Here is an 18,187-nt window from a genome sequence, read left to right as displayed (position 1 = left end):
GAACGGGTGTGCGTGCGGCCCCCGGCCGAGCAGGGGGGCCACACGTTCTCACGGACCGGGGAGGGCGCCGGTTCAGGCTCGCGGGCGGGGCGGGCACGCGGGAGCGGGCGGGCCGGACACCCGCCCCGGGCGTCCGGGGCGGGTGTCGTACGAGGTCAGGGCAGGGAAGGCGCGGGACTCGTCCCGTGCCCGGCCGTCGCCGCGACCCGGTCGAACAGCTCGCCGGCCGGGTCGCCGTGGGGTGCGGTCCCGGTGAGCAGATAGGCCTGGGCCTCGCCCACGTGGAAGTACATTCCCTGGAGTTCGAGCGCGCCCGCCTCCATCGCGCGTGCCACGCACTCGTGGGCCCGCAGATGCTCCAACTGCTGCACCACGTTGGTCAGGCAGAGCTGCTCGACGGCGTCGGCGGGCGCCCGCCCGGCGATCCGCGTCCACGGCCGCTCCTTGGCTGCCATCCGCTCCAGGCTCGCCGTCCCGTGCCGCAGCCAGCGCTTCAGCGGAGTCCGCGCGCCGCCCGGTTCGCTGTTCAGCAGCGCCTGCATCGCCCCGCATCCGGAGTGCCCGCAGACGGTGATGGACCGCACGCCCAGTACCTCGACCGCGTACTCGATCGCCGCGGCCACCGAGTCGTCGCCGCTCTCCTCGCCGGGGGGCGGTACGAGATTGCCGACGTTCCGTACGACGAACAGGTCGCCCGGACCGCTGGAGGTGATCATCGAGGTGACCAGACGGGAGTCGGCGCAGGTGAGGAAGAGCTGGGAGGGCCGCTGCCCCTCCCGGGCGAGCCGGGCCAGCTCACCGCGCACCAGCGGGGCGGTGTTGCGCTGGAAGGAGCTGATCCCGCTGGCCAGCCGGTGCCCGCTGGGACGCGGGCCGGACGGCTCGGACTCCGGACGCTCGCAGTGGTGGTTGCGCCACGGCGTCCACGGCCGGCAGTGGCAGTGCGCGCCCTGCTTGAGGCCGTCGTCGGCGTGCGGTTCGGCGAGCCGGCCGCCGGTGCGCCCGGTGAGCTCCACGGAGCCGCCCCGCGCGGTGTGGGCGCTCTCCCAGTCGTGCAGCGACTCGTACGCCGCGTGGTCCATGAAGGAGCCGTCCAGCTCGACCACCACGTCGGACCCGGCGGGCACCAGGTGCAGCGCACGGCTGAGCCGCGGAACGGCCAGGAACGTCAACTGCCCGCGCACGCGGACGTGGTGGACGCCCTCGGCCTCCTCGTGCGTGATGCGGGTGTGGGCCAGGCGGTGCAGGGCCACCCCGACCGCGACGGCGACACCCAGGGCGACGCCCTCCAGGACGCCGAGGAGGACCACGCCGAGGGTGGTGACGGCGTACACCAGGACCTCCCGGTGGCGCGTGACCGTGCGGATGTGGTGCAGGGACACCATCTGGATGCCGACCGCCATCACCAGGGCGGCGAGGGCCGCGAGCGGGATGAGCTCCAGGACGGGGACCATCAGCAGCGCGGCCACCACGACCCAGGCTCCGTGCAGCATCGTGGAGTTCCGGGTGCGGGCGCCCGCCTGCAGGTTCGCCGAGCTGCGCACGGCGACGCCCGCGACCGGCAGTCCGCCGAGCGTCCCGGAGACGATGTTGGCGGCGCCCTGCCCGAGCAGCTCGCGGTCGAGGTCGGAGCGCGGCGGCGGAGTGGGCCGCCTGGCCGTGACCTTGTCCACGGCGACGGCGCCGAGCAGGGACTGGACGCTGCACACCAGCGTCACGGTGAGCACGGCGGCGACGAGACCGAGGACCGGACCCTCGGGCAGCCCCGCCAGCGCGTGGCTGCGCCAGGACGGCAGGTCGACCTTGGGCAGGCTGAGCCCGGCCAGCGAGGCGGTGGCGGTGGCCACAGCCACGGCCACGAGCGGGGCGGGCGCGGTGCGCAGGACACGCCCGGCGCGTCCGCGGATCCGGGGCCAGGCCAGCAGGAGGACCAGGGTCAGGGCGCTCATGGACAGGGCCGCGATCTGCGGGTGGGCCAACTGGGCGGGCAGTTCCCGCACATTGGCGACGACCGAGCTGCGCGGTGAACCGCCCAGCACGATGTGCAGTTGGGCGACGGCGATGGTGAGGCCGATGCCCGCCAGCATGCCGTGCACGATCGCGGGGCTGACGGCCAGGGCGGACCGGGCCACGCGCAGGAGGCCGAGGCCGAGCTGGGCGAGGCCGGCGAGCACGGTGATGGCGCACGTCGTACGCCATCCGTAGGTCTGGATCAGGTCGGCGGTGACCACCGTCAGCCCCGCGGCGGGCCCGCTCACCTGGAGCGGGGCGCCGCCCAGCCGGCCGACGACGAGTCCGCCGACGGCGGCGGCGACGAGCCCCGCCTGGAGCGGGGCGCCGGTGGCGAGCGCGATGCCCAGGGACAGGGGCAGGGCGATCAGGAACACGGCGATGGAGGCCGACAGGTCGGCGCCCTGGATCGAGCGGATCCGGGGTGACCGCCCGGGCGGCGGCGGGCTGTGGGGTCGCCCCTCGTCGGGGGCGTGCGATGAGTCGTCGGTGCGGGTGGGGACGCAGGCAGGCATGGTTCCCGTCTCCTCCGGGGCTACGCGGTCGCTTGGGGGCGCGGCCGTGGGTCACGGGCGTACAGCGGCGGGATTATCAACGCTCGGTAAATGAATCGTAATGGAGAGTAAAGGGGATAGGTGAAAAAGTAGCGCAAATGGGTCAAGTCTTCATGCCGGAGAGTGATTAAGCATTTCGATCGGCTTGTCGTACTTACTTCCTCCCGAACCCCTGCGACCTTGATGGGGCTGTCGCCTTTGTCGGCTTTGTTGGTTTTCCCGGCTGTCTCGGCTCTATCGGCTGTCTCGGCTTTGCCGGCTTTGGCGACCTCATCGGTTCTGTTGGTTCTCGGGGCTTCTCCCGCGCGGCAGTCCCCTCCGCGTTGGCCTGACTGAAGGAAGTAGGTGGGCGGAACATGGCCGCCATTCAGAGGATCGCCGCGGGCGTCACCGCCGTCGCGGCCTGTGCCGCCGCGCTCGCCGGCTGCTCGACCGGCGGCTCCGGCGCCGACCGGGCGACCGGGCAGGGCGCGCGCGAGGAAGGGGCACAGGGTGCGAAGAAGCCCCCGGGCGCTCCGGCCCCCAAGAGCCCGGTCCGGCTGATCGGCGACGGCTCCACCGCCTTCACCGGCGCGCAGCCCCACATGCCCCGGGCCGAGCGGCTGAAGCCCGGTCAGAAGCCGCCCCAGTTCGTGGTCTTCTCCTGGGACGGGGCGGGCGAGGACGGGCAGCGGCTGTTCTCGCACTTCCGCAAGGTGGCCAAGGCCAACAACGCGAAGATGACGTACTTCCTGAGCGGCGTGTACATGCTGCCGGAGGAGAAGCGGGACCTGTACCGGCCGCCGCAGCACTCCCCGGGCCGGTCCGACATCGGCTTCAACGACGAGCAGGGCATCAAGGACACCGTGCGGCAGCTGCGCGGGGCCTGGCTCGAGGGCAACGAGATCGGCACCCACTTCAACGGCCACTTCTGCGGTGCCGGGGGCGGTGTGGGCGAGTGGTCCGTCGAGGAGTGGAAGGACGAGATCGCCCAGGCCAAGTCCTTCGTGAAGTCGTGGAAGACCAACACGGGCACGAAGGACGCCTCCCCGCTGCCCTTCGACTACGACAAGGAACTGGTCGGCGCCCGCACGCCCTGCCTGGAGGGGCAGCAGAACTTCATGCAGGCCGGCCGCGAACTCGGCTTCCGGTACGACACCAGCGGCGTCAACAACCAGGTGTGGCCCAGGAAGAAGCAGGGGCTGTGGGACCTCTCGCTCCAACTCGTCCCGGTGCCGGGCCGCAAGTTCGAGACGCTGACCATGGACTACAACTTCATGGTCAACCAGTCCGGCACCACGTCCAAGGGCGACCCCGCCAAGCACCAGTACTGGGGCGACCAGATGCGTGACGGCCTGCTCAAGGGCTTCGAACGCGCCTACGAGGGCAACCGCGCGCCCCTGATCATCGGCAACCACTTCGAGTCCTGGAACGGCGGCACGTACATGCGGGCGGTCCAGGAGACCGTCGAACGCGTCTGCACCCGCAGCGAGGTCCGCTGCGTCTCCTTCCGGCAGCTCGCCGACTGGCTCGACGCGCAGGACCCGGAGACCCTGGACAAGCTCCGCAGCCTCGGCGTGGGCGAGGCGCCGGCCAAGGGCTGGGCGCCGTTCCTGTCCGGCTCCCCCGCCCCGGCCCCGAAGGGTGTCCCGGGCGCTCCGGCGGCGCAGCCGTAGCGGCGGGCGCGGGGCGGGGAGCCGCGGCCGGTCAGGCCGTGGCGGCCGCGGCCTCGCGCAGGACGAACGCGGGGTCGACCTGGGCAGCCAGGTCGACGCCCGTCCGCTCGTTCCCCCACGACTGGGCGTTCTTCAGGTGGAAGTGCACCATCTGGCGCGTGTAGCGCTCCCAGTCGCGCAGCCCGTACGTGGCGTCGGCGGCGGCCAGCAGGTCCTGGAGGGCGCGGCGGTTGTGGTCCTCCAGGTCGGCGAACCGGGGCGGCCTGCCCTTCTCCATGGCGCGTACCCAGTCCGAGTGCCCGACCGTCAGCAGCAGGTCGTCGCCGACCTCGCTCCTCAGGAAGTCGACGTCGTCCTGTCCCTGCACCTTGTTGCCGACGACCTTCAGGGTGACGCCGAAGTCGCGCGCGTACTCCTTGTACTGGCGGTAGACGGAGACGCCCTTCCTGGTCGGTTCGGCGACCAGGAACGTCATGTCGAAGCGGGTGAACATGCCGGACGCGAAGGAGTCCGAACCCGCGGTCATGTCGACGACGACGTACTCGCCGGGGCCGTCCACGAGGTGGTTCAGGCAGAGTTCGACCGCGCCGGTCTTGGAGTGGTAGCAGGCCACCCCGAGGTCGGCGTCGGTGAACGGTCCGGTGGCCATCAGCCGGATGCTGCCGCCCTCCAGCTCCACGGGCCGCGCGCAGGCCTCGTACACGGGGTTGTCCTCGCACACCCGCAGCAGCCGGGACCCTTCGCCGGGCGGGGTCGTCTTGATCATCGCGGCGGCGGACGTGATGCGGGGGTTGGAGCCGCGCAGGTAGTCCTTGATCAGTCCCAGCCGGTCGCCCATGCCGGGCAGCCGCCCGGCCTCCGCGTCGTCGAGGCCGAGCGCGGGCCCGAGGTGCTGGTTGATGTCGGCGTCCACCGCGACGACGGGCGCCCCGGTGGTCGCGAGGTGGCGGACGAAGAGCGAGGACAAGGTGGTCTTGCCGCTGCCGCCCTTCCCAACGAAAGCAATTTTCATGTTCAGTAAGCGTAGTCGCGGTACGGGGCCGAAGGGCGACCGGACGTGAAGAAGACCACTCCAACGTGGGGTGCGGTCCGGGTGTGCGTAGGGTCGTACTCATGAGTACGACAGGTGCGCACGCCGACCCGCTCGTGGCGCTGGGCTCGCTGCCCGGTGTGGCCGAGTCCGTGGAATCCGTCCGCAAGGCCGTGGACAGGGTCTACGGACACCGCGTCATGCGGCGCCGCAGCAACGCGATCACCGGAGAGGCGGCCCTGCGCGGGGCCCGCGGCTCCGCGGCGCTGTCCGGTGCCGACTGGGCGCTCGAAGAGGTGCGCAGGCGGACCGACTTCAGCGGCGACGACGAGGCCCGTGTGGTCGGCGCGGCACTCAGGCTGACCGCCGAGGCCGGCCAACTCCTCTCCATCTGGCGCCAGTCGCCGTTGCGGGTCCTCGCGCGGCTGCACCTGGTGGCCGCCGCGGACAAGGGCGAGTCGGTCGGCCGGCCGCGGCGGGCGGGCGAGGGCGTCACGGAGACCTCCGCGGCCGGCGCCGCGGGACCGCTGGTCGAACTGCCGCTGCCGGACGCTGCCGAGGTCGAGGGGCGCCTCGACGGACTCGCGCGCCTGGTCATCGCGGGAAGTTCCGCGCCCGCCCTGGTCACGGCCGCCGTCGTGCACGGCGAACTGCTCGCGCTGCGGCCGTTCGGCTCCCACAACGGCCTGGTCGCCCGCACCGCCGAACGCATCGTCCTGATCGGCAGCGGACTCGACCCCAAGTCGGTCTGCCCGGCCGAGGTCGGCCACGCGGAACTGGGACGGGCCGCCTACGCGGCGGCCCTCGAAGGCTATGTGTCGGGTACCCCGGAGGGCATGGCCGCCTGGATCACGCACTGCGGCAGGGCGGTCGAACTCGGCGCCCGGGAGTCGACGGCGGTGTGCGAGGCGCTCCAGCGCGGCGCCGCGTAGGTCCCCGGACAGGGTTGCGGCGGTACGAGGACTCGTACCGCCGCTGGCATGTTCACCTGGTTACCAAGCGTCCTCGGAATATTGCCCATCAGGTCGGGAACTGCAGCCCGTCACCTGGTGCGGCTGGCCCGTAATCGACGGGTCGACGTCGCGTGGGTGCCTGGTGTCCATGCTCGGTCCGTGGGGCCTCGGTTGCGTTCTTAAGGTGATCCTCTCGGATGTCCTTGGTCTCGCGGGCCGTTAAAACCTTTGTACTCCTGGTCCCGAGGAAGCGGAACCCCTGGCCGTAGTTCTTTACTTTTGGGTTCAAAGGGGAGTGATTCGGGCGCCCGTCGCACGTGAGGGGCGCCCGATGGCTCAGCTCGCCGCCGAGCGGCGCCGGCTCGCGTACCAGACCAGGCCGGCCGTGGCCGCGGCCGCTCCTATCGCGGCGGCCGCCACGAGGGCCGGCCTCGGAGGTACGGACAGCCGCTGCTTGAGCCGGACCGGGTGGTTGAAGTCGAGAACGGGCCACCCGCGCGCGATGGCCTCGCGCCGCAGCGCGCGGTCCGGGTTCACGGCGTGCGGGCGGCCGACCGCCTCCAGCATCGGGATGTCGGTCGCCGAGTCGCTGTAGGCGTAGCAGCGTTCGAGGTCGTAGCCCTCGGACACGGCCAGCTCCTTGACGGCCTCGGCCTTCGTCGGGCCGTACGCGTAGTACTCCACCTCGCCGGTGAAGCAGCCGTCGTCGCCGACCACCATGCGGGTGGCCACCACCCGGTCCGCGCCCAGCAGCTCGCCGATCGGCTCGACGACCTCCGCCCCGGACGTGGACACGATCACCACGTCGCGCCCCGCGACATGGTGCTCCTCGATGAGGGACGCGGCCTCGTCGTAGATGATCGGGTCGATCAGGTCGTGAAGGGTCTCGGCGACGATCTCCTTCACCTGCTGGACGTTCCAGCCGCGGCACATCGCGGACAGGTACTTGCGCATCCGTTCCATCTGGTCGTGGTCCGCGCCGCCCGCGAGGAACACGAACTGGGTGTACGCGGTGCGCAGGGCCGCCCGGCGGTTGATCAGGCCGCCTTGGTAGAACGACTTGCTGAACGTGAGCGTGCTCGACTTCGCAATGACCGTCTTGTCCAGGTCAAAGAAGGCTGCTGTGCGAGGCAAGGAGTGGTTTTCCACGGCCTGAGCATATGCGCCCGCCATTCGGGCTAGTGTGGGGCGCGTGGGTTTGCCTGAGAAGGCTCTCGGGTACACCATGGAAGTCACGGATCGTTCGCGACCGTGCTAACCCGGTCCGACTCCTCCCCCCCCGAGTCGGCCGTGGGGACGACCCCCGCTCTCCCCCCCGGCGGGGGTCGTCGCATGTCCGGGTGGGTTTTCTCCCTCGTTCCACCGATCGCCGGACCCGTCGTACGGGCTCCGGATTTCTTCATGCCCACCACAGGATTCGTCACCGTGGGTAGTCGTGGGGATGTGCTAAGGAAGTCGCCCAACGCCCCCTGGTGGAACTCGTACAACGCTCATCAGTTTGGGTACCGGCGATATTCACAACCGTTGAGTTGTCCACAGTTATCGACCAAGATCCACACGATTTCCCGGATCGCTGCACCGTGATTCCGGCGCGCACCGCTCGCGGAAGTTCATGGCCGGTTCCGTTTGTCCGGCGGCCATGGACGGTCCGTATCGGCGGTTCATATGGAGGGCCGGTTGCCGGTTCTTCCCGCGCACGGGAATCGCGGGGCCGAGGGGCCTCGCGGGCAAGCAGCGAAGGGGCTGGGGATCGTGGCAGGAGCCATCACGCACGACCGGGCGTCGGCCGCCGAGGGGCGGCGGGGCGGACCGCTGATCGTCACCGAGGACGCGGACCTGCTGGACGACCTGCTGCGGCTGTGCGCCGCCGCGGGCGCCCGCCCCGAGGTCCACCACGGGGTGCCGGAGCGCGGCGGCTGGGAGACGGCACCCCTGGTGCTCGTCGGGGACGACGCCGCACCACGGGTGAGGGGGGCCGCGCGCAGACGCGGAGTGGTGCTGGTGGGCCGGGACCAGGACGACTCCGGTGTCTGGCGGCGGGCCGTCGAGATCGGCGCCGACCACGTCCTGCTGCTGCCCGACGGCGAGCAGTGGCTGGTCGACCGGATCGCCGACGTGGCGGAGGGGGTCGGCCCGCCCGCCCTCACCGTGGGTGTGATCGGAGGCCGAGGGGGCGCCGGATCGTCCACGCTCGCCTGCGCCCTGGCCGTCACGTCGGCGCGCCAGGGACGGCGCACCCTCCTCGTCGACGCGGATCCGCTGGGCGGCGGACTCGACGTACTCCTCGGGGGCGAGGGCGCCGAAGGCCTGCGGTGGCCGGACTTCGCCGGCTCCAGGGGACGCGTCGGAGGCGGGGCGCTGGAGGAGTCGCTGCCCGAGCTGCACGCCCTGCGGGTCCTCAGCTGGGACCGCGGCGACTGCGTGACCGTCCCGCCGGAGGCTGTGCGCGCCGTACTGGCGGCGGCGCGCCGCCGCGGCGGAGCGGTGGTCGTGGATCTGCCGCGCCGCGTCGACGAGGGCGTCGCGGAGGCCCTCGCCCAGATCGACCTGGGCCTGCTCGTGGTCCCCGCCGAACTGCGGGCCGTCGCCGCCGCCCGGCGGGTGGCCTCGGCGGTCGGCATGGTCCTGCGGGACCTCAGGGTCGCGGTGCGCGGACCGTACGCGCCCGGCCTGGACGACAGGGAGGTCGCCCGGCTGCTGGGGCTGCCCCTTGCGGGCGAGGTGCCGGTGGAGGCGGGGCTGCCGGCGACCCAGGAGCGGGGGGACCCGCCGGGCGGGGACGGACGCGGACCGCTCGCGCGCTTCTGCTCGGCCTTCTGGCAGCGGGCCGCGCTCGCCGGAGGGGGCGTATGAGCGGCGGCACGCGTGCGCGCGGCCCGGCGGCCAGGGTGTTCTACCCGCCCTCAGCGCCTCCTGCGCCTCCTGTGGCCGCCGTGCCGTCCGGCGGGGCGCCCGGAGCTGCGGGAGCGGGCGCCGGGGCGTCGGCGGACTCCGGGCTGCTGGACGGGGTCCGGCAGTGGCTCGCCGCCAGTGGCGCCGAACCGACCCCGGCACGCGTGGCGCAGGCCCTGCGGGAACAGGGTCGGGTGCTCGGGGACACCGAGGTACTGGGCGCGGCGGAGAGGCTGAGGTCCGAGCTGGTCGGGACCGGGCCCCTGGAGCCCCTGCTCGGTGACTCCTCGGTGACCGACGTGCTGGTCCAGGCGCCCGACCGGGTGTGGGTGGACCGCGGCGGCGGCCTGGAGCTGACCGGGGTCTCCTTCCCGGACGCGGCGGCCGTACGACGCCTCGCGCAGCGGCTCGCGGCCGTGGCCGGACGACGGCTCGACGACGCGCACCCCTGGGTCGACGCCCGGTTGCCCGACGGCACCCGGCTGCACGCGGTGCTGCCCCCGGTCGCGGTCGGCTCCACCTGCCTCTCCCTGCGGGTCGTCAGGCCGAGGGCGTTCGCACTCGGCGAACTGGTGGCGGCGGGCACGCTGCCCCCGGGCGGCGACCGGCTGCTGCGCGCGCTGCTCGACGCACGGCTGTCGTTCCTCATCAGCGGCGGTACGGGCAGCGGGAAGACGACGCTCCTCAGCGCTCTGCTCGGTCTCGTCGGACCGGGCGAACGGATCGTGCTCGCCGAGGACTCGGCGGAACTGCGCCCCGACCATCCGCACGTCGTCCGGCTGGAGTCCAGGCCCGCCAACCAGGAGGGCGCCGGACTCGTCACGCTCCAGGACCTGGTGCGCCAGGCGCTGCGGATGCGGCCCGACCGGCTCGTCGTCGGCGAGGTGCGCGGACCCGAAGTGGTCGCCCTGCTGGCCGCGTTGAACACGGGCCACGAGGGCGGCTGCGGCACCGTCCACGCCAACGCGGCCTCCGGAGTGCCGGCCCGGCTGGAGGCCCTCGGCACGGCGGCGGGGCTCGACCGGGCCGCGCTGCACAGCCAGGTGGCGGCCGCCCTTTCGGTGGTGATCCATCTGACCCGGGACCGGGCCGGACGCCGCCGGGTCGCCGAGGTGCATGTGCTGGAGCGGGACAGGGCGGGCCTGGTCGTGACGGTTCCCGCGTTGCGCTGGGGTGCCGAGGCCTTCGCGCACGGGCCGGGGTGGGAGCGGCTGCGGGCACTGCTCGGCGGTGTCGGCGGCCCGGACGTTGTCGACGGCCCGGGCGACGCGGGAGCCGTCCAGGGCGCGCGGTGGGGCGGTGAGGGGCCGTGACGGGGCCGATGTGGAGGACGGGGCCGATGGCGATGGCGGGTGACGCGGGCACGACGGGGGTGGCAGAGGTGGCGGGCATGGCGGGGACGGCCGGATTCGGCGAGGTGTCCGTGGGCGTGGCGGTGGCTGCCGCCGGGGTGGCGGCCTGGCTCATGGGCGGGCGGGGCCCGGGGGTGCGACGGGCGAGGCTCGTCTGCGCCGGTGGGGCGGCTGCCGGGGGTGGTGTCGGGGACGGAGGCGTGTCGACGGGCCTTGGGCCAAAGGGGGTTGGGCCAAAGAGGGTTGGGCCGCCCTCTTGGTCATGGACACGGTCGTGGACGTGGTCGGGCGTGTGCACGTGGGTGGTGGGTGCCCGGGAGTCGCTGCGGGGACTGCACCGGACGCGGGGCGAGTGGTGGGCGCCGGTCGCGGGCCTGGCGGTCGGGCTGCTGGGGGAGTCCGTGCTGCCGCTGGTCGTGGGCGCGCTCGCCGTTCCCCTGGTACGGCGGGCCCGGTCGGCCGGGGCCGAGCGGCGGGCGGCGGAGCGGCGGGCCGGGGCGGTGGTCGCGTTGTGCGGGGCGCTCGCGGCCGAGGTCCGTGCCGGGAGGCAGCCGGGTGAGGCGCTGCGGGGTGCCGCCCGGGACTCCGGAGGACTCGGCGACGCGCAGGCGGTGGTGCTGGCGGCGGCCCGGTTCGGCGGGGACGTGCCCGCGGCGCTCATCGGGGCCGCTCGGCATCCGGGCGCCGAGGGACTGCTGGGCCTCGCCGCGTGCTGGCGGGTCGCGGTGGACCGGGGAGCGGGGCTGGCCGCCGGACTCGACCGGCTGGAAGGGGCGTTGCGTGCGGAGCGGGACCAGCGGGCCGATCTGCGGGCCCAGTTGGCCGGGGCCGGATCGACCGCGGTGCTCCTGGCGGGGCTGCCGGTGCTCGGGCTGCTGCTCGGCACCGCGCTCGGCGCCGATCCGTTGCGGGTCGTGCTGCACACCGGTCCGGGCCTGGCCTGCCTGCTGGTCGGAGGGGCGCTGGAGTGCGCGGGGCTCTGGTGGGCGCTGCGGATCGTCACGCGGGCGGAGGCGGGATGAGCGCGGAGGCTGTCCACAGGCTGGGGGTGACGCTGTGCGCGGTCGCGGCGGTGTGGTCGCTGGCGCGGGCCCTCGGTTCGGCGCGGCGCGAGCGGCGGGCGCGTGGCCGTTCGGCGGTGGTGCTGCCCGTGGAGCCCTTGCCGGTCGTGGGGCCGGCCGCCGACGGCCGGATCCCGACGGTCCGCGCTCGGATCGGGGCGTGGCTGCCCGCCGTCGGCGCGGTGGCTGCCTGCTGGGTGTTCGTCGGAGGGGTGCCGGGGATCGTGCTGGGGCTCGCGGCCGGGTTCGGGATGTGGAGGTGGCGGAGCAGACCGGCGCCGGTGGCGGAGTTCGACACGGAACTCGCGGCGCGCCAACTGCCGCTGGCCGCCGATCTGCTGGCGGCCTGCATCGCGGCAGGGGCCGGTCCCGTGGCGGCTGCCCGGGCCGTGGGCGAGGCGTTGGAGGGGCCTGTGGGACAGCGGTTGGCCCGGGGCGCCGCCGAGGTACGGCTCGGGGGTGAACCGGCGGAGGCGTGGAGCGGGTTGGCGTCCCTGCCGGGTGCCGGGGAGCTGGCCCGGCTGCTGGAGCGGGCCGGTGAGTCGGGTGTCCCGGCGGCGGTCCCCGTGGCCCGCCTCGCCGCGGGAGCCCGCGCCGAGTGGGGCCGCCTGGCCACGGTCCGGGCCCGCCGGGCGGGCGTGCTGGTCACGGCGCCCGTTGGGCTGTGCTTCCTGCCTGCGTTCATCGCCATCGGGGTGCTGCCCGTGGTGATCGGGCTCGCGGACGGGGTCCTGGGAGGAGGCGGTCGATGACGTCGGGCGGGTGACGGCTCGCAGGTGGGCCCGGTGCGGGTCCGGTCCGGGCCGGTGCGGATCGGGCGCGGGTCCGGTGCGGGTTCGCGTGGGTTCGCCGGGGGGCGTGGGTGACGAGTGATCGATGTCGAGACAACAGGAAGGTACGGGGTCGGAATGAGCAAGTCGGTGTGGACGAGGGCACGGACCTGGACGCGGGTGTGGGTACGGACCGGTGTCCGGAGTCTGGTGGGCAGGGGCGGGCCGGCGCGGCGGGACGCGGGGATGGTCACCTCCGAGTACGCCATGGGGCTGATCGCGGCGGTGGGGTTCGCCGCGCTGCTCTACGAGGTGCTGACCAGCGCACAGGTGCGGGGCGCCCTGCAGGACATGGTGGGGAAGGCACTCGGTGGGCAGTTCTGAGACGGGGTCCGGCCCGCGGCGGGTTCGTGCACCCGAACCGCCGCGGGGCGGGGGCCACGGCCCTCCGCCCGCCGGTGACCGGGGCTTCGTGACGGCCGAGGCGGCTGTGGCGCTGCCCGTGCTGGTCGCCTTCTCGATGGTGCTGGTCTGGGCGCTGACGGCCGCGGCGGCACTGATCCAGTGCGTGGACGCGGCCAGGGCGGGAGCCCGCGCGGCGGCCCGGCAGGACCCGCCCGCCGTGGTGTCGGCGGCGGCTCGCGCGACAGCGCCCGACGGGGCTCGGATCACCGTCCGGCGCGACGGAGACCTGGTACGGGTACGGGTCGAGGCGAGGACGCCCGGGCCCGACGCGCTGACCCTGGACCTGGTGGAGGAGGCCACGGCACTTGCCGAGGAGACCGTGGGGGCCGGCGGATGAGGAGGGGAGGCGTTCACCTGGGAGCGGAGGTTGTGGTGCCGGTGCCGGTGCCGGTGCCGGTGCCGGTGCCGGTGGGGTGGCGGGGGCGGGCGCGACGGGTTCCTTGGGACGGAGGCGCGTGGTGGGTGCGGGTGGGGGTGGCGCTGTGGGTGCGGTTGCGGATGCGTCACAGCGCCCGCTCGACCGACCTCGCCTCGGACCGGGGGTCGGCCACCGTCTGGGCGGTGGGCGCGATCGCGGTGCTGTGCGTCGTGTTCGGGGCCGTTCTCGCGATGGGTCAGGCGGTGGTGGTCCGTCACCGTGCCGGGGGTGCGGCCGATCTGGCGGCGCTCGCGGCGGCCGATCACTGGGCGGACGGCAGCGTGGCCGCCTGTGCCTCGGCGGCGCGGGTGGCGGGCGCCCAGGACGCCCGGGTCGTGCGGTGCGCGGTACGGGGCGAGATCTCGGACGTCACGGTCGCGGCGGGAAAGGGGCCGCTGACGGCGAAGGTGAGGTCGAGGGCGGGACCTCCCGGGCCGGCGGTCCCGGGTGCGCCGGGCGGAGTCAGCCACGCCGGAACGGGGGCCTCCGCGCCGGGCGGGACGGGCGGGACGGGCGGAGCTTCGGCGCCTGCGGGACCTACGGGTTCTGCGGCACCTGCGTCACCCGTGGCACCTGCGGGTCCCGTGGGAACTGCGAGACCGGTCGGGCCGGATCGGGTGTCGGTCGAGTCGGGGGTGTTGCCGAGCCGGGTTGATCGGGTGAGGGATCAGTGCGGCTCCCGGCCCCGGCCCTCAGTCCTCATTCCTCCGTGATTCCTCCGTGCTCGGGGTCCGGTCCTCCGCCGAGGCTTTGGCGACCGGGGGCACCGGCTCGGGGCCGCGCGGCACGGGCGGCACGGGCGGCACCGCGGTGGGTTCCACTGCCGGAGCACCCGGAGCACCCGGAGCACCCGGAGCACCCGGAGCACCCGGCCCATCCGGTCCACCGGGTCCGTCGGGCTCGGTGGGTCCGGGCGGCCGGGTCGGGGCGGGCTCACCCGGCGGGTCGGACGGTGCTCCTCGCAGCAGTTCCGTCAGCAGGCGCACAGCACCCCGCTTGTGCAGCGGCTCGTTGCCGTTGCCGCACTTGGGGGACTGGATGCACGACGGGCAGCCGGCCTCGCACTCGCAGGAGGCGATGGCCTCGCGGGTCGCGGTGAGCCACTCGCGGGCCGTATGGAAGGCGCGTTCCGCGAAGCCCGCGCCGCCAGGGTGTCCGTCGTACACGAAGACGGTGGGCAGCAGGGTGTCCGGGTGGAGCGGGACGGACACCCCGCCGATGTCCCAGCGGTCGCACGTGGCGAACAGCGGCAGCATGCCGATCGAGGCGTGCTCCGCGGCGTGCAGGGCGCCGCCCAGGATCTCCGGGTTGATCCGGGCCGCGTCGAGCTGGTCCTCGGTGACCGTCCACCAGACGGCACGCGTGCGGAGCGTACGGGGAGGGAGGTCGAGCTTCGTCTCGCCGAGCACCTCGCCGGTGATGACCCTGCGACGCAGGAAGGAGACCACCTGGTTGGTGACCTCGACCGATCCGTAGCACAACCGCCCGTCCCCCCAGGGGACTTCGACGTCCGTCTCCAGGACCGAGATGGCCGTGGTGTCGCGGGCGACCGTCGAGTACGACGGGTTGGCCTCCTCGACCAGGGCGACCGAGTCCTCCAGGTGGAGCGCCTTCACGAGATAGGTGCGGCCCTGGTGGAGGTGGACCGCGCCCTCGTGGACGGTGGTGTGCGAGGACGCGGCGTCGACCGTGCCGAGGAGCCGTCCCGAGCCGGACTCCACGATCTGCACCGGATTCCCGCCCCCGCCGCGGATGTCGGCCAGGTCGGCGGCCCGCTCGCGGCGCGTCCAGTGCCAGGCCGCGGTGCGTCGGCGCAGCAGCTTGGCCGCCTCCAACTGCGGGAGCAGGTCGGCACAGGCGGGACCGAAGAGGGCGAAGTCCTCTTCGGTCAGCGGGAGTTCCGAGGCGGCGGCGCACAAGTGGGGTGCCAGGACGTATGGATTGTCCGGGTCGAGGACCGTGGACTCCACCGGCTGGTCGAACAGTGCCTCGGGATGGTGGACAAGGAACGTGTCAAGCGGGTCGTCCCGGGCCACCAGGACCGCCAGGGCGCCCTGGCCGGAGCGTCCGGCACGGCCGGCCTGCTGCCACAGGGAGGCCCGGGTGCCGGGATAGCCGGCGATCACGACGGCGTCCAGTCCCGATACGTCGATGCCGAGTTCGAGGGCGGTGGTGGCGGCGAGGCCGAGGAGTTCGCCGGAGTGGAGGGCGCGTTCGAGGGCCCGGCGTTCCTCGGGGAGGTAGCCGCCGCGGTAGGCGGCCACGCGGCGGGCGAGGGAGCGGTCGATCTCGGCGAGGCGTTCCTGTGCGATCACCGCGATCAGCTCGGCTCCCCGGCGGGACCGTACGAACGCGACCGAGCGGACGCCCTGGACGGTGAGGTCGGTGAGGAGGTCGGCGGTCTCGGCGGTGGCGGTGCGTCGGACGGGGGCTCCCTTCTCGCCGTGGAGTTCGGTCAGCGGCGGCTCCCAGAGGGCGAACACCATCTCCCCGCGCGGGGAGGCGTCGTCCGCGACCTCCACGACGGGCAGACCGGTGAGGCGGGAGGCGGCGACCGAGGGCTGGGCCGCCGTGGCCGAGGCCATCAGGAAGACGGGCGAGGAGCCGTAGCGGGCGCACAGCCGGCGCAGTCTGCGGAGCACCTGGGCGACATGGGAGCCGAAGACGCCCCGGTAGGTGTGGCACTCGTCGATGACGACATAGCGCAGAGCGCGCAGGAAGGAGGACCACCGGGCGTGCGAGGGGAGTATCCCGCGGTGCAGCATGTCGGGGTTGGTGAGGACGTAGTTGGCGTACTGGCGCACCCACTCGCGTTCCTCGACCGGCGTGTCCCCGTCGTAGACCGCGGCGCGCACGGCATTGCCCAGCGGTTGTGAAAGTTCCTTCACGGATCGCCGCTGGTCCGCTGCCAGGGCTTTCGTGGGCGCGAGGTACAGCGCGGTGGCGCCGCGGCCGTTCGGCGCCTCCGAGCCGTCCAGGAGGGTCGACAGGACGGGCGCGAGATAGGCGAGCGACTTTCCGGAGGCGGTGCCGGTGGACACGATCACCGACTCGCCGTCCAGGGCGTGCTCGGCGGCCAGTGCCTGGTGGGTCCAGGGATGTTCGATGCCCGCGGACTGGATGGCGGAGATGACCTCGGAACGGATCCGGTCGGGCCACACGGCATGGCGACCCGCACGCGGGGGCAAGTGCTCCGTATGAGTGATGCGCGAAGACCGGCTCGGCCCCGAGGCGAGCCGGTCCAGGATCTCGCCCGGCGAAGGGCGGGAAGCAGTGTCCGTCGAGGTTCGATCGGATCGGTGATTCTTGGCCATCGGCATCGAGTGTGTCACTGGCGTGACGGACAATGGACCCAAGGCGTCGTGCACGCCTGCCGGTAAGTGATTGAATGCCATCGCGGCTGGCGAACCGTCCCGGGGGCTCTGCCGAGGTGTCCCTTGGGATGACCGCTCGATAGCAAGGTGCTGGAGGATCCGTGGACCTGTCCCTGTCGACCCGTACCGTCGGCGATCGTACGGTCGTCGAGGTCGGTGGCGAAATCGATGTATATACCGCGCCCAAGCTGCGTGAGCAGCTGGTCGAGCTGGTGAACGACGGCAATTTCCACCTTGTCGTCGACATGGAGGGCGTGGATTTCCTCGACTCCACCGGTCTCGGCGTTCTGGTGGGCGGCCTCAAGCGGGTGCGTGCCCATGAGGGCTCGCTCCGTCTCGTCTGCAACCAGGAGCGCATTCTGAAGATCTTCCGCATCACCGGTCTCACCAAGGTGTTCCCGATCCACACCTCGGTCGAGGAAGCGGTGGCGGCCACCGACTGACCGGGTGCCGCCCGGTGGCCGGCCCGTCCCCGACAGGCCGGTCGGCGGCCGACACCCGGATCCCGGGCGGTGCCCGGGAGGCAGAAGTCAATGGAGGGGGGTTCGGGTCTCGGCTACCCGGGCCCCCGACCGCACGCGCGTAGTCCCGAGGGGGATGCATGGCCACCGTTGAGCTCCGCTTCAGCGCGCTGCCCGAGCACGTCAGGACCGCCCGACTGGTGGCGGCAGCGGTGGCGCGCAGGGCCGGAGTGGACGAGGCCGTCCTCGACGAGGTCAGGCTCGCCGTGGGCGAGGCCTGCACCCGGGCCGTCGGCCTGCATCAGAGCGCCGGAATCACGGAGCCTGTGCGGGTGTCGCTGATCGAGGAGGAGAAGCAGTTCTCCATCGAGGTCGGCGACGACGCGCCGCACGCGGTTCCCGGCGGCAAGTCGTCGGGTGCCCGCGGTGGAGCCGACGACAGCGATGTCGAGGAGGACGAGATGGGCCTCGCGGTCATCAGCGGCCTCGTCGACGACGTGGAAGTGACCGCCGGAGAGCACGGCGGCCTGATCAGGATGAGCTGGCCCACCACGCCGCCGGCCGTGCTCGTTCCCTGATCCGCCCCCTGGTACTGCTCCAACCTGTACGAACCCGCACGATGATGTGCGAAAGGGTCCCGCGCTGCGGGACCCTTTCGCATGTTCCGGCCGCCGGCTCTGGGCGCCGACGCTGGCCGCGCCACTCCGGTCGCCTGACTCCGGCTGTCCACTCCGGTCGCCCGGCTCCGGCTGCCCCGCCCGACCTCGCCCGGCCGGCTCGGGCCTCCCCCGCTCGGGCCGCTCGCCCCCGCTCCGGCCGCTCGCCCCGGCGACAGCCGCTGCCTCCTGCCCCGGCAGGCCGCCCGCGCCGCGCCCGCCATCCAGCCGAACGCGGCCGTCCCGGCAGCCGCGCAATCCCCCGGCAGCCCGGCCACCTCAGCCGTGCGCACTCACTCCGGCAACCCGCATCCCCGCCCCGGCCGTCCGCGACCCGACCCGACCCGACCCGACCCGACCCGCCCAGCGCGGCCCCGGCCCCTGGGCGCCCCGTCCCGGCCGACACGTGGCCAGTCCGTTCGGCCGTGCCGCCTCCCGGCGGCGTGTTCCCGCTCCCCGGCGGCCTCTTTTCCACTCCGGTCGACACATGTTCCGGTCAGTCGGGGAACGCGCCCCGCGGAGTCGTGAACCAATTC

At 73.5% G+C, this 18,187-nt stretch carries 14 protein-coding genes and 1 pseudogene; 11 read left to right on the top strand and 4 right to left on the bottom strand.

Going from position 1 to position 18,187, the window contains the following annotated elements:
- Positions 1 to 155 precede the first annotated feature (155 nt).
- The gene (locus IE265_RS17595; RefSeq protein ID WP_190036530.1) at positions 156 to 2,525 is read right to left on the bottom strand and encodes a bifunctional SulP family inorganic anion transporter/carbonic anhydrase; all 2,370 of its coding nucleotides are present in this window, start codon (positions 2,523 to 2,525) and stop codon (positions 156 to 158) included.
- 395 nt (positions 2,526 to 2,920) lie between these two features.
- Here IE265_RS17595 and IE265_RS17590 point away from each other — a divergent pair, with 395 nt between their 5' ends.
- Positions 2,921 to 4,219 carry a polysaccharide deacetylase family protein gene (locus tag IE265_RS17590; RefSeq protein ID WP_190036529.1) on the top strand — a complete coding sequence of 433 codons (1,299 nt, stop codon included), beginning with the start codon at positions 2,921 to 2,923 and terminating at the stop codon, positions 4,217 to 4,219.
- 31 nt (positions 4,220 to 4,250) lie between these two features.
- On the opposite strand, the gene IE265_RS17585 is transcribed toward IE265_RS17590, so the two are convergent.
- Positions 4,251 to 5,231: an ATP-binding protein gene (locus IE265_RS17585; RefSeq protein WP_190036528.1), complete on the bottom strand. Its 981-nt coding sequence runs from the start codon at positions 5,229 to 5,231 to the stop codon at positions 4,251 to 4,253.
- 101 nt (positions 5,232 to 5,332) lie between these two features.
- Between IE265_RS17585 and IE265_RS17580 the strand changes: the two genes are divergently transcribed.
- A complete protein-coding gene (locus IE265_RS17580) occupies positions 5,333 to 6,181 on the top strand; it encodes a Fic family protein (protein WP_190036527.1) in 849 nt (282 codons plus the stop codon).
- Between the two features lie 357 nt (positions 6,182 to 6,538).
- On the opposite strand, the gene IE265_RS17575 is transcribed toward IE265_RS17580, so the two are convergent.
- Complete coding sequence (locus tag IE265_RS17575; RefSeq protein ID WP_190036526.1) at positions 6,539 to 7,375, bottom strand: HAD family hydrolase; 837 nt, start codon at positions 7,373 to 7,375, stop codon at positions 6,539 to 6,541.
- A 579-nt stretch (positions 7,376 to 7,954) separates the two neighbouring features.
- On the opposite strand from IE265_RS17575, the gene ssd reads away from it, so the two are divergent.
- The 7 genes and pseudogenes from ssd to IE265_RS38390 form a co-directional block, all read left to right on the top strand.
- Positions 7,955 to 9,055: a septum site-determining protein Ssd gene (gene ssd / locus IE265_RS17570; protein WP_190036525.1), complete on the top strand. Its 1,101-nt coding sequence runs from the start codon at positions 7,955 to 7,957 to the stop codon at positions 9,053 to 9,055.
- Entirely contained in the window at positions 9,052 to 10,407 is a 1,356-nt protein-coding gene (locus IE265_RS17565) for a TadA family conjugal transfer-associated ATPase (RefSeq protein ID WP_229916248.1), read from the top strand. Before ssd ends, IE265_RS17565 begins: the two co-directional genes overlap by 4 nt.
- Positions 10,408 to 10,484: 77 nt before the next feature.
- On the top strand, positions 10,485 to 11,468 hold the full coding sequence (locus tag IE265_RS17560; RefSeq protein WP_190036624.1) for a type II secretion system F family protein: 984 nt from the start codon (positions 10,485 to 10,487) through the stop codon (positions 11,466 to 11,468).
- Entirely contained in the window at positions 11,465 to 12,259 is a 795-nt protein-coding gene (locus IE265_RS17555; protein ID WP_190036524.1) for a type II secretion system F family protein, read from the top strand. Before IE265_RS17560 ends, IE265_RS17555 begins: the two co-directional genes overlap by 4 nt.
- Before the next feature lie 156 nt (positions 12,260 to 12,415).
- A complete protein-coding gene (locus IE265_RS17550; RefSeq protein WP_190036523.1) occupies positions 12,416 to 12,661 on the top strand; it encodes a DUF4244 domain-containing protein in 246 nt (81 codons plus the stop codon).
- A complete protein-coding gene (locus IE265_RS17545; protein WP_373302971.1) occupies positions 12,648 to 13,079 on the top strand; it encodes a TadE family type IV pilus minor pilin in 432 nt (143 codons plus the stop codon). Before IE265_RS17550 ends, IE265_RS17545 begins: the two co-directional genes overlap by 14 nt.
- Positions 13,080 to 13,240: 161 nt before the next feature.
- A pseudogene (locus IE265_RS38390) lies at positions 13,241 to 13,615 on the top strand (Rv3654c family TadE-like protein); the annotation flags it as partial.
- Between the two features lie 237 nt (positions 13,616 to 13,852).
- Here the strand turns inward: IE265_RS38390 and sftH are convergent.
- Positions 13,853 to 16,555 (bottom strand): DEAD/DEAH box helicase, encoded by a 2,703-nt coding sequence (gene sftH, locus IE265_RS17535; protein WP_229916247.1) that lies wholly within the window; start codon positions 16,553 to 16,555, stop codon positions 13,853 to 13,855.
- A gap of 80 nt (positions 16,556 to 16,635) precedes the next feature.
- Between sftH and bldG the strand changes: the two genes are divergently transcribed.
- Together bldG and IE265_RS17525 are read left to right on the top strand one after the other, a co-directional pair.
- Positions 16,636 to 16,977: an anti-sigma factor antagonist BldG gene (bldG, locus tag IE265_RS17530; RefSeq protein ID WP_010986038.1), complete on the top strand. Its 342-nt coding sequence runs from the start codon at positions 16,636 to 16,638 to the stop codon at positions 16,975 to 16,977.
- A gap of 158 nt (positions 16,978 to 17,135) precedes the next feature.
- Positions 17,136 to 17,573, top strand: coding sequence for an ATP-binding protein (locus tag IE265_RS17525; RefSeq protein ID WP_190036521.1), 438 nt, complete (start codon positions 17,136 to 17,138; stop codon positions 17,571 to 17,573).
- The last annotated feature ends 614 nt before the right edge of the window (positions 17,574 to 18,187 follow it).

The organism is Streptomyces fructofermentans, from assembly GCF_014651055.1.
GTDB classification, from domain to species: Bacteria; Actinomycetota; Actinomycetes; order Streptomycetales; family Streptomycetaceae; genus Streptomyces; species Streptomyces fructofermentans.
The sequence above is the reverse complement of the archived record's forward strand: the minus strand, read 5'-3'. Positions and strand labels throughout refer to the sequence as shown.